The sequence below is a fragment of the bacterium SCSIO 12643 genome (assembly GCA_024398135.1).
Taxonomy (GTDB): domain Bacteria; phylum Bacteroidota; class Bacteroidia; order Flavobacteriales_G; family Salibacteraceae; genus CAJXZP01.
Genome location: CP073750.1, coordinates 3706663 through 3719650 on the forward strand (window position 1 = coordinate 3706663; position 12988 = coordinate 3719650).

Below are 12988 nucleotides of genomic sequence, written 5' to 3' on the forward strand. Positions count from 1 at the left end.
TAAAGGTACCAGAGGGATTGACTAGAAGTCAATTGTCTCTATGCCTCAATTCATACCAACTCTCCTCCCAAATCCCCACTTCCGGGGCCAAGTTTAATAATATGGTGGGCGGATTCAATTAATGTGCAATGATGTTCAATAAAAAGTACAGTATGCCCATCATGAACCAGTTTTTGGAAAACTTCAATGAGCGGTAATAAGTCGAAGTAATGTAATCCGGTGCTGGGTTCATCAAACAGGTATAAGGTTTTCCCTTTTTTTGATTGTTTGCTACACATAGATTTGGCCAACTTTAAACGTTGTGCTTCTCCGGTAGAAAGCGTATTTCCGGCTTGCCCCAGATGTAAATGACCTAAGCCTACCCGGAGTAAGATTTTGAGTTGTGCGACAATGGATTTCTCTTCAAAAAAAGTGGCAGCTTCCTGAATGGTCATTTGAAGTAAATCCCCAATGGAATGCCCCTGGAACTTACATTCCAGAATGGATGGGTGATAACGTTGCCCATGGCATGCGTCACAGGTTAACCACAGATCACTCATAAAATCCATACTGGTTTTGATCTTTCCATTTCCATTACACGTAGGACATTTCCCTTTTTTACTTTGATAGGAAAAATCCGCTTTTTTGAAACCTAGAGTTTTGGCAGTTTCGGTTTTTGCAAAAAGTGTTTTTAAACCGTCCAGAATTCCGGTATAGGAGAGAGGTGTACTCAATCGATTTAAAGCAACGGTTTCCTGATCAATCAAAATAACCTCATCAAATTGTTCGAATCCGTAGGTAGCATTACAGTGAACAGCTTTGTGTTTAACCCATGATTGATGTAGGACATCTTTAATCAAACTGGATTTACCACTTCCCGAAACTCCTGTAATAGCAATAATCTGTTGTCCGTGAAATTCAACATCAATTGATTTTAGATTGTGTGCAGAGGCGCCCTGTAGACCAAAGAGTTTTCCTCTTGGTGTTGTGGTTTTCGTTGGGGAAAGCTGAGTTTTTTGCATCATTTGGTAAGTCACCGAATGAGGTGCATGTTCCAATCCATCTAATTGTCCCTGATAGATCACTTCACCACCTAAAACTCCTGCGCCCGGGCCCATTTCAATTAAATAGTCAGCAGTTTGAATAAATGACGGATCATGTTCTACCACAACAACCGTATTTCCATTGGCTACAATTTGTTTCAATATGTTAGATAGAACAGAAACCTGACCAGCATCTAACCCAATGGTAGGTTCATCCAACACGTAAGTAACGCCAAAGAGATGAGTCGCCAATTGTCCGGCTAGTGTGATTCGTTGCCTTTCACCACCGGATAAAGTATTTACCGACCGATCCAGATTTAAGTATCCCAATCCCAAATCCTGAATGGTTTGCAACGATTGAATTACCGGAGGCAGTACCACTTTACTGATGGCATGTGTGGTGGTATCCATTTGAGCTCCTTCATTTGTTAGTAAATCTAAACATGCAGTAATACTTAGCTGCGTGAGCTCATGGATATTTTTACCTAGAAATTTAGTGTGTAATAACTCTGGCTTTAAGCGACTCCCATTACATATCTCACAAGTCACATGGTGTTGTAAGTCTAATAAAGGCTGAATGTTTTTATTGTGACGTCTTCTTTGAAATTCATCATCGATATAACGACAAAGTCCTAACCATTTAGCTTTTAATTGCTGAGTTCCGGAACTGGTTTTGGTGACATATTTCCAGGTCACATCCCATTCAGTATCTCCGGTACCATAGAGAATGGTTTCCTGAATTTCAGGTTCCAAATGATTCCATGAGCGTTCGATATTCCAGTTTTTCTGTAGAGCAACTTCACGAAGAGTGGCCATAAATTGCCCATTTGGATCGGCATAATAAGCAATAGCTTTATTGGTAGAAATCGCACCATCCCAAATGGATTTATCAGGTGAAACAATGATTTCATCCGGATCACATTTCTGGATTTCACCAAAACCTTCACAGGCCGGACAAGCGCCTAAATGATGATTAAAAGAGTAGTGTTGGGCGGTATAGATTTCTCCTGCTTGTTGTGCCATTCGAGAATACAATAACCTAAATGCATCATAAATTCCGGAGAGTGTTCCAACAGTAGATCTGGGTGAAGCAGCGCCTCCTTTTCGATGAATACCAATGGCAGGCCCTAATCCAGAAAACGAATCAATCACAGCTTCACTGTTTTGTTGCAAAAAGCTTCGATGGTACGTAGATAAAGATTCGGTGAATCGTGCATTAGACTCTGCGAATAGCGTATCATATACCAATGAAGATTTACCGCTACCAGAAAGCCCGGTGACTACAGTCAGTTGGTTTTTTGGAATGCGTATATCAATGTTTTTAAGTCCATGGGTACGCACACCATTTAACACGATCTCGTTGGATTTGACATCTGTAGTATCATGCGAAATAGGAGACTGCGAGTGGCTGGTTGGTTTTGGAATACCTTGATGGATAATTTCTCCACCGGCAGAACCACTTTGTGGCCCCAATTCAATGTGCCAATCGCTCCAACCTATAATAGTTTCGTTTTGTTCCAGGCAGACGATAGTATTGCCTTGCTTTTTGATACGATCGAATAAATTTAAGAGCGATTGTACGTCACTGGCATGAAGCCCTATACTTGGTTCTATAACGACATATAGCGTATCTCCCGTATCTTTCTTTTGTAGTTGATTGGCAATTTTAATCCGTTGGGCTTCACCACCTGAAAGTGTGGTGGAGGATTGTCCTAATTGAAGATATCCAAGCCCAATTTCCTGTAACACTTTTAGTCCGGTTTGAAGTTTCTTTTGATCTTCAAAAAAGGTGAGCGCTTCATCTACGGATAATCGATAGATATCTGCAATAGACAATCCTTTGAATTTAATTTCAAGCGTTTCTGCATTGAATCGATCTCCATTACAGGTGCCACAAATCAAATCTACATTTCCCAAAAAGTGCATGCCGATCTGAGTTTTCCCTGCACCCTGACAGGTTTCGCAACGGCCGCCTTTGGAATTAAATGAAAAACGAGATTTGGTATACTTTCTTTCTTTGGCTTCTGGGAGACTGGCAAACAAATCCCGGATATGATCTGATAAACCCAAATATGTAGTAGGATTACTCCGTGGGGTTTTACCAATAGGAGAATGGTCTACAAAAATGAGTTTATTAATGGCATCCAGATTCCGATGGCCTTTGATTTTAGTAGGTGTTCCTTGTTCCAATCCTAAATGTTGACGTACCGTTCGAAGCAAGGTGTCTTTTACTAAACTGGATTTCCCAACTCCGGAACGACCACTGACCACATTGAGTTTACCCAACTGAAACGTCACGTCAATGTTTTTAAGGTTTCTTTCGCTACAGCCCAATAATGTAATAGCTGTATTATTTACTACTGGAGCAGAGACCGATTGATGTGCTACATATTGGTTTTCTAACGCCTGTAAAGTTGGGCTTGTGGTGCGTAGTTCTTTTTGTTTTCTAAATTCAGAATAAGCCCCATTAAAAATCACTTCACCACCACGAATTCCGGCCTTAGGGCCAATTTCAATGATATGATCTGCACTGGAAATGGTATCCAGATCATGTTCCACAACAATGACCGTATTTCCTTTTTGAACCAGCTGTTTCAGATGGTAGATCAGACGTTTGTTTTCTTCATGATGCAAACCAATAGATGGTTCGTCAAAGACATATAAGACATCGCTTAAGGGCACCAAAAGTTGATTAGCTACCCGAATCCGTTGGATTTCACTGGCTCGAAGGGTATTTGCTGGTCGGTCCAGACTTAAATGCCCCAAACCCAAATCTGTCAACAGATCTACCTGAGTCAGGATTTTTTGAATGATTTCATGCGCTATCGGTTCCCAGTTATGAGAGGTGATCCAGTTTTTTAATTGGTGTAACTCCCGCTGTACGATTTTCGCAATGGATTGCCCTTGAATGGTTACGCTTAATGCGTCTGAATTCAAACGTGCGCCCTGACATTCGGGACAAGTTACGGAATGGACATACTTCAAAATATTGGCATTTCGATCTCTACGCAGAATATCCGACATAATCGGAATCATGCCTTTGTAAAACCCTTCTTCTCTGGGTTTGGCTTTAATTCCAGTCCATTTGAGTCTGGATTCTAAACTGTGTTTACCAAATGGAACTTTGATTTTTTCACTGCCATATAGAATGACTTTCTGCTGTTTTGCAGTGAGTTGATTCCATGGAATGTCTACGTTAAATCCTTCAGCTTCGCACACCTGATTAAGCACATCAATAGTCACTTGCGAATACATGATATACCCATTGGGGAGTGTAGGCGCCAAAGCACCTTCTCTAAGCGTTTTTTCGGGATGTACAACTAAACGATTCAGATCAATTTCTTCCTTTTTGCCAATCCCATTACATTGCGAACATTTTCCAACCTCTGAATTAAAAGAGAATAGTGCGCGCGAAAGTGAAATATCTGCTTCGGTTTTCCCGGTACGTGCAAACAACAAACGCAACAAATCGTATAGATCAGATAAAGTCCCTACCGTAGAACGGGCATGCATGCCGGTAGTACGCTGACCAATGGCAATCACAGGGGATAAACCTTCAATTTCGTCCACATCCGGACGGTTGAGTTTCCCCATAAACTGACGCGCAAAAGAGGGGAGGGTTTCAAAATATCTCCGTTGCCCTTCCTGAGCGATAATTTCAAATACCAAACTCGATTTCCCGGAACCGGAAATCCCTGTCACCACAATAAAATGATTATGCGGGATTTTTAATGATACGTTTTTAAGATTGTTGGTCTTCGCGCCCTGAATTACGATTTCCGAAGGTGTACCTGCGTTCATGGCGTGAAAGTAATATTATTTACGGTTAAGAATAGAGGGAAACTGTGAAGTTGTATTACAGATAAAAACAGTTTAAATTAGTTTCATTCTTCTGATGAGTTATTGACCGTTAATAAGCAGACATACGAATTGAAAAAAATCGTTTTAATATTGATCATCTTAAGCCCTTATTTGGTTTATGCTAAGCATAATAGTTGGGGTTTTAAGGATGTCACTTTGCAGGTGGGACAGCAGTTTAATATTCAGGAAAGAACTTTGTGGTCATTTGAAATACAATTTGATAAGTATACTCGGAGCAGTTTAACCCGTTTACCTTATTGGGGCTTTGGGATACTGTACAATCACAGTGAAAGTCAAACTGAATTTGGAATAAAAGGTATCTTAAACCCAGTAAGGTATTCTCTAACAAGAGGGAATTCAACCTATTTTATTCCATATGTATACGGTCAGGGAAATTATGTTCAAACCAAATCAATGAATTCAGAAGATGAGGTCTTTCTAAACAATAGCAATTTCCGAACAGGAGTTGGGGTAACAGGAAAATTTAGAAGTAATCAGGCCCTCTTTATTACTTCAACAGCCCAATTGGGGTATAACTTTTATTTTGAGGATAAAATCGAAGATCGTGCATCTTTTGTTTTCGAGTTTAGAATAGGAGTAGGCATTGATATAGGTTATTTGAAACGAAAGAAACATTTGAAGGAATAACTGGGTGCATATTAAATGACTTAAGGGTTATTTAAAATGTTAAAAACTATATCCATATTAGTCATTCACGGGACAAGTGAAATTTGTACTTTCATACTTCCAATTACCCTATGGTAAATCTCCCAGTTATCATATTGTTGGAAGTAATAACCGCTTTTAAATGCTTATAAGTATTTATTGTTGGTTAGGTGTGTAGGGCGCTATACTTAAAACGAAATATAGGAATAAAAGATATAGTGGAGGTATGTGTACTGGTACATATACACTTACGTTGTGCGCAAGGTAAAGAAACATTGAGAAATTGAAGAAACAAATTGAACTAGACGAAATAGACCTATCAAAAGTTAAGATTGGTGGAATTGAATATAACTTAGATATTGCTCTAAAAAGACTTAAACAAGATTTAAGAGATGATTGGTTTCCCGACTTTTTAGAATTTAGGGATATTTTCGAAAATAAAACATACTTCTCAGAGCAATTAAAAAAATATACTGAATCAAATGAATTGTACGAACCAAGTCCTGCGCTACATTTTGACATTCCAAAACCAGGATATACAATTAGGTATTCCAGCGAAACAAATATTATTGATAGATTAATTTATCAAGCTTGTGTCGACTTTATAGCTCCTGAACTTGATAAAATTCACTCAGCATCTATCTATTCACATAGAGTAAATTCAGATTGGAGTAACAAATATTTTTTTAAATATGCGGTTGATGAGTGGAATAAATTTTTATCTGATACTAAGATAGAATTAGATAAAGAAGAAAATGAAGTTTTACTAATTACCGATTTATCGAACTACTATGAATCCATTAGTATTAAAGATTTAAACAATACTCTAAATTTCCAAATTGGAAACTTAACTATTGACTCAAAAAAGAAAAAGGAATTCAAGAAAGTTTCAAGTCAACTTAATAAATTACTTTCTAATTGGTGCCAGCCAGATACTAAAAGAGGAATTCCTCAAAACCGAGACGCATCCTCATTCTTGTCAAATATTTTTTTAAATCCTGTTGATGATATAATGATCAAATCTGGTTATAAATATTTCAGGTATATGGATGATATTAGAATTGTCTGCAAAAATAAATTTGAGGGAAGAAAAGCACTTAAATTATTAGTAAAGGAATTAAGAAAAAAAGGGTTAAATGTTAATTCAAAAAAAACTCAAATATTAGATTTAAACAATTCAGAACATAGACCTATCGCAAATGAAGCATTACAAAAAAGTGACAAGCAAATTGATCAAATTGAGAGTTTATTAAAGTCCAAAAAAGCTAGAGGTGTACAAATAGCTGTACCTATGCTAAGGAAAAAAACTATATCACTTATAGAAAGTGGAGGAACATTAGAAAGACATTTCAGGTTTTGTGTTAATCGCCTTGAAAGGCTCGTAAGAATACCTGAATTAAAAGCTAGGTTAGAACTGGATGAAATTACAAATGCCATAATTTCCGAGTTAATTAACCAACCTTGGTCAACTGACTCATTTGCAAGATATTTAATTAGTGTACCTCTTACAGAAAATCAACTACAGAGAATTGTAAATATTCTTTTAGATGATGAAAAAAACATTTACGAATGGCAAGAGTACCATATTTGGAGAATTCTAATTAATCGCAATTACAAAAGTTCGCAATTATTAGACAAAGCAAGGGAGAATTTAATTCATCGAGCAACTGACATACCTATTATTGGTGGGTCAGCACTATATTTATGTGCAATTGGTGATGGGAATGATAGAAAACAAATAGCTGACAATTTTCAAAACCTTAATAATTTCTTTGTGCAAAGAATTGCTTTGATTGGTATTAAAAATTTAGACTATAGTACTATTATTAAGGGATCTGTAGAGAAATTCTTAGACAAAACACATAAGGGAACATATAAAGTCTTAAATACAAACTACAATGACATATACTGCTTAACTCCTTCAAAACTCAATTTCAAGGATTTTTATGATGAATTACCTGAATTTATATCATAAATGAAATTGTTTCTATCACATAAAATAGATATTTATGATTTCTCCGAATCTATATACATTGGTGTATTTGAAAATGGAACAATTCAAAGGTTCAGTATTCAAGAAATAATCGATTATCCAAACGAGATAGTAACATATGAGGTAAGATATTTATTAAATCAGATAAGAAAGAATTACAAAGGAAAAATCCCAAAAATAACCGACTTAGGTCAAATTGTAAAAATAAACGCTGGAAGATCAAAAAAATCATATCCAAAAGGTAAATATCCTTGGATTTTTTGGAATAGAATAAATAGAGATATTGGTACAGAAGAGTCCAAAAATTTATATGCTAAGTTAAGAGAAGAAACTAGTGAAGATGAAATAATACCTTCCCTTGAATTTCTTGCTAAGAAATTAAAAGCATATTATGATGATTCAATTGTGAAAATTCAAGAATCTAATCAATTAGATAGATTCAATGACTTAGAAAATGAAATTCAACAAATACTTCACAAAAGACAAATAGAAGGTATTCACATTGACGAAGCAATTCTTAAAGATTTAGTAAATAAATTAGAAGTAAATAAAAATGCTTTAATCAATAAACTAAGATATAAATACAACCTCATTGATTTAAATTATAAATCAATAAGACTATTTCTAATAGATAAAGGTTTTAAAATCTCTAGAAAAGACTATAATTACTTCAACCTTCTTAGCTTCTTAAAGACCACTAAAATCACTTCTGAAATTTGTAAGGATATTTATATCACATTAAGAGTTAAATCAGATTATGAAAAGCTTAAACAATATATCACAGAAGAGGGGAATTTAATTTACCCAGAATTCGATTGTATTGGAACAATAACATCAAGAATATTAATTAATTACCCACATATTCAACAGCTAAAAAAAGAGAATAGAGTAATTTTCAAAGCTAAAGAAGGCTTTACACTTTTATATTGTGATTTTAATCAGTTTGAACCTGGCATTCTTGCATCATTTTCAAAAGATGATGTAATGATTGATTTATATAATAGTGAAGATATTTATACTAATTTTAGCGAGTATATTTTTGGTACTAAAGCATTAAGAAAAGAAGCTAAAGTTCTTTTTCTATCTTATTTATATGGAATGTCAAATAAAAAATTGATTAGCTCCATAGAAAATGTGATAAAAACCAAAGGCCTTACTAAAAACACATCTGCCACAGATTTTTTCTCGAAGTTTAAAAACTTAGAGAAATTCAAGGTTTCAGAATCCGAAAAGGCGGTAGAGTCTGCTTATATTCAATCTGAAACAACTCTTAGACGAAATATAAGAAAAACTAATGCTGGTAAAGGAAAGAAATCTGAAACTAGATTCGTTTTAAGTCAACTGATTCAAGGAGCAGCATCTTATATTTTAAAGAAATCAATTATAGATGTTTCTAAAGATCCAGAAATTGAATTTTTAATTCCAATGCACGATGCTGTTCTCTATCAGGTTCCAACAGAAAAATTAGAAGAAAAGAAAAAGTTTATAGAAGAATGTTTTATCGGAAATTATTCGAAACTATGCCCAGATATAAATGCAACCGTTGATTTTAAACCATTTGAAGATTAAAACCCAGCGCACAACAATGTATAAAAATAATAGCGGTTTAATTGCTAAAACAAAAATAAGTAAATATAAAAAAGGTCTCTGTTTAACCGAAAAGTTAGTGTCTATAAATCCGCTACTATTCTTATACTAGACCGTTATAAGTAATTAATAAGAATGGAAGAAAACGAATACAAAATTGAATTAAGAAAAGTACTGGATGAAAATTCATCAAATGCAGTAAAGAATCTAAATGAAACAATACAATCTTTACCTGAAAAGACGAAAAGAATTGATTTAACGATTTTTCCAGACCAAGATGGAGAAGGTACTTTTGGAGTTAGAGTATCTTTATCAGGTCCTGATTTGTATGTTTTGAATAAAGCAATTGAAAAATCAGCTGATTTAATTAATGTGATTCATACTCCAGAAGGTTTAAGCCCAAACGTTCCCCTTATGGATTCCTTTGATTCTAGTTTCGAAGTAAATGATGTACTATCTGATGTGGTTGGGGATTGGTTAAAATCTATTTGGAATCAGGTGGATCACAAAAGTATTAATCTACCAGTCGCAATTATAGCTGATGAAGACTATGGTATAACGTTACCGATTGAACTAAATTAGAATATGAAACTTGATTACGATATAATTAAAGCCTTTTTAAATGGATTTCAAGATAGCAAAAAGCCGACTTTGAATACTTTAGAGGTTTTCACGTCTCTTAATTATGATCATAATGTTAAGACAGATTTCAATTTGGTTTGGCATTATTTAAAATTGTTAAATGATCAAAATCTCATTGAGTGCATTGGAGATAATAATGGAGATTTAGGGATTTCATTCACTGGTTCGGGTGAACCAATAATAAGTGTTAAACATTTCAGATTAACTATGTTAGGACATCAAGCTTTGGAAGCAATGAATAACAATAAAGTTTGGGAAAAAATAAAGAGCGGAGTAGATAAAATTGGAATAGCAGGTTTGAAACAAATTCCCGGATTGGCGATTAAAATACTGACAGAGTAATACGGGCTATCAACTATGACAGCCCGTTAAAGAAATTAAGATTTTCCCATCTGCTCCAATCCTTCCCACAAGATTTTTAAATTAAAAAGTGCTTTCTTTTCGTTCGTATCAAAACATAAATCTGTGTGATACAAAGCAAAGTCGTGAATCATTTTGAGCGATTCAACGAATTCACCAATTCCGTGAAATTTGACATAATCAAGAAACTCTGCTTCCGAAGAATTTAAGAGTATTGTGACTTTTGGTTCGGTTGAACCATTAACCGTTTTCAAAAAGCTGTCATTCAGACAAACATTTTGACCATTTGTGTTTCGCATAATTGTAATGGATTAAATGAATAAAAAGAGGATAGGTCACTGCGAAACACATCAAAGCAACGCCTTGAACGGTCTGTGGGACTTGCACCCATATGCCTATCCAAGATTTTCTGTTTAAGCCGAATTTTGATTTTTGGCGTCATTTAATAAAGTATGATGTATTTCGCACTTCAAAGATAAGACTAAAAATGATACGAGGGAAGAGCAAGCCGATAAGACTATATAAAGCAATCTCATAGCGGTTTGGGTTTGCGTCCGAACCGTTTTTTGTTAAATCCGGATTTATACATGGCTAGTTAAAAGACTAAAAAACGAATTAAAATTGATTCGTTAACATATGTGATCGCGTAGGTATATTGGATCATCTAATTTTGCCCATTAAAATCGTGATACCACATGATGAAAATACTATTATCCAGTTTAATTTTCCTATTCACTCAACAAGTCTTTGCACAATCTGACAGATATGATGTCGATGAGGTATTATCTAAAGCGGCCTATTTAGAAGATTTGAACCAATTAGTAGACTCTATACAAACGTATCATCCACAACCTTATGAATTCATTTCAAAAGATGACTTTGAGCGGTTTGTTCATCAAAAAAAAGATGCCATCACAGATTCAACCACCATAGGTGAGTTTTCATGGATTTGCAATGCCATTGCTGCGAAGGTCGGTTGTGTACACACCTATACCTCAGCAGGAAACATATTAAACTTTTCTCCGGAAATGTTTTTTCCTGTAAAGGTGCAATACATCGATTCTAAACTCTATATCACAGATACATATGCACCTCATACGGAGTTAAAACCAGGGGTGGAAATATTGAAAATAAATGGGATGGATGTACTAGATCTCAAAACAAAAATTGCAGCTCATATTTCATCAGATGGTTACAACAAAAAATATACAGATGCTCGAACGAATAGGAGTTTTGGATATTTCTGTGCCTATCAGCTCAACTTTCCAAAAGTCTACAAGATTGAAATTCTGGAAAATGGGGTTCAAAAAGAGGTGGTACTTCATAGGGAATTGCCAAATAAGGCGCAACAAGCTTCAAATACACCAACAGAAAATTTAAACTTCACCCTCAAGACTTCTGAAAATTTAGCCATTGTGACCATTAAAAGTTTTGTGTATTATCATGATCAGCTTCCAGTTTTTAAATCTTTTATAGATAGTTGTTTTAATCAAATTAAGCTGCACGATATCGAAAATGTGGTGGTTGACCTCCGGGGTAATGGAGGAGGAGACCCTTACTGCGCAGTACATTTATTGCAATACATTTCAAATGACCCTTTCCGGTATTATAAAAAAGGCACGACAACCTATTACAAAGATCTGGAAGAGGAAATTATACCATTTGAAAATAACTTCTCGGGGAAACTTTATGTATTCATGAATTCCTTATGTACTTCTACTACAGGACATCTGTGTTCCATCTTAAAACAAAACAACCTGGGAACATTAATCGGCAGTGAAACGGGAGCAACGTATAGCTGCAATGCCAATACCATTAATTTCGCATTAAAAAATACGGGTATTCATGCCTCCGTAGCAACAAAAACGTATCAGACAGATGTTACTGGTTTTACAAAGAACAGAGGGATCATTCCAGACTATCAAACCCATATAAATCTTGCCGATATTTTAGATAAAAAAGACGTAGAGCTTGAAAAAGCAATGGAGTTAATACTTGATAAATGAGAAATAAATGGATGCTTAAAATGGGAAAACGAATAAGTCTGGTTGGGAACATTTTAGTCTTGCTGGTTTTTATGGGCTGTTCAAATAGTCAGAGTGATTCAAAGTCGGTTGAGTTGAGCGGATGGGAAAAAGAAGGACAGGTTTTAAAATCAATCGCAAATATAAATTTCAATTTCCCTGATCATGGATTTGCTTTTGAGAGTAGAAATGATCTTATAGAAGAGTGCTTTGATGCTATGCAAAGTGATATCCAAATCATTGATATGGATGAATTTACTGACACCATTCGAATACGATTCTTAAAAACAAGAAATGATATGAATGTCATGACGGGAATGTATGCCACGGGCATGGCTTATCCACATAATAAAACACTTTATGTGGTTGCGGACTCATCTGAAAAAGTAAAACCACCTATTAAACATGAATTAATGCATCTGATCGCAATGCTTGAATGGGGTTATCCGCATAATACCTCTACCTGGATAAATGAGGGACTTGCTACGTATGCAGAGGACAATTGTAATGGATATAGTGTTTCTGAGATTTACAGATACTTTTTGGATGCCGATCAACTAATTCATATAGATTCTTTAACCACAGATTTTTATCATCAACCGGAAATGGTCGGTTATCATCAATCGGCTTATGTGGTTGAGTATCTTCTAAACAATTATAGCATCAACCAATTTAAAAGACTTTGGAAAGAAGGCTTCTATAGTTTTGAATCTATTTATAGCGTCAGCTTTCAAGAAATGAAAAAGCAATTGGATGAGTCAGTTCAGAAAGAGCACCCGGAAGTTCCAAATATTGACTGGGACACATTTAAAGAAGGCTGTATCAAATAATCT

Annotated in this window: 9 protein-coding genes; 7 read left to right on the top strand and 2 right to left on the bottom strand. The window is 35.3% G+C overall.

Features of this window, described 5'->3' with window-relative positions:
• Window positions 1-50: 50 nt before the first annotated feature.
• Window positions 51-4823 (bottom strand): ATP-binding cassette domain-containing protein, encoded by a 4773-nt coding sequence (locus KFE94_16190; GenBank protein UTW66170.1) that lies wholly within the window; start codon window positions 4821-4823, stop codon window positions 51-53.
• Between the two features lie 129 nt (window positions 4824-4952).
• On the opposite strand from KFE94_16190, the gene KFE94_16195 reads away from it, so the two are divergent.
• The 5 genes from KFE94_16195 (at window position 4953) to KFE94_16215 (ending at window position 10113) form a co-directional block, all read left to right on the top strand.
• Window positions 4953-5531: a hypothetical protein gene (locus KFE94_16195; GenBank protein ID UTW66171.1), complete on the top strand. Its 579-nt coding sequence runs from the start codon at window positions 4953-4955 to the stop codon at window positions 5529-5531.
• Between the two features lie 301 nt (window positions 5532-5832).
• Window positions 5833-7524 (top strand): hypothetical protein, encoded by a 1692-nt coding sequence (locus tag KFE94_16200; GenBank protein UTW66172.1) that lies wholly within the window; start codon window positions 5833-5835, stop codon window positions 7522-7524.
• Window positions 7525-9111, top strand: a complete 1587-nt coding sequence (locus tag KFE94_16205; GenBank protein ID UTW66173.1) for a hypothetical protein — start codon at window positions 7525-7527, stop codon at window positions 9109-9111.
• A gap of 153 nt (window positions 9112-9264) precedes the next feature.
• Complete coding sequence (locus KFE94_16210; GenBank protein ID UTW66174.1) at window positions 9265-9711, top strand: hypothetical protein; 447 nt, start codon at window positions 9265-9267, stop codon at window positions 9709-9711.
• Window positions 9712-9714: 3 nt separating this feature from the next.
• The gene (locus tag KFE94_16215; protein UTW66175.1) at window positions 9715-10113 is read left to right on the top strand and encodes a DUF2513 domain-containing protein; all 399 of its coding nucleotides are present in this window, start codon (window positions 9715-9717) and stop codon (window positions 10111-10113) included.
• Window positions 10114-10148: 35 nt separating this feature from the next.
• Here the strand turns inward: KFE94_16215 and KFE94_16220 are convergent, their stop codons facing one another.
• The gene (locus tag KFE94_16220; GenBank protein UTW66176.1) at window positions 10149-10430 is read right to left on the bottom strand and encodes a hypothetical protein; all 282 of its coding nucleotides are present in this window, start codon (window positions 10428-10430) and stop codon (window positions 10149-10151) included.
• Window positions 10431-10826: 396 nt separating this feature from the next.
• Between KFE94_16220 and KFE94_16225 the strand changes: the two genes are divergently transcribed.
• Together KFE94_16225 and KFE94_16230 are read left to right on the top strand one after the other, a co-directional pair.
• Window positions 10827-12137, top strand: a complete 1311-nt coding sequence (locus KFE94_16225) for a hypothetical protein (GenBank protein ID UTW66177.1) — start codon at window positions 10827-10829, stop codon at window positions 12135-12137.
• Window positions 12134-12985 carry a hypothetical protein gene (locus KFE94_16230; protein ID UTW66178.1) on the top strand — a complete coding sequence of 284 codons (852 nt, stop codon included), beginning with the start codon at window positions 12134-12136 and terminating at the stop codon, window positions 12983-12985. Before KFE94_16225 ends, KFE94_16230 begins: the two co-directional genes overlap by 4 nt.
• Window positions 12986-12988 lie beyond the last annotated feature (3 nt).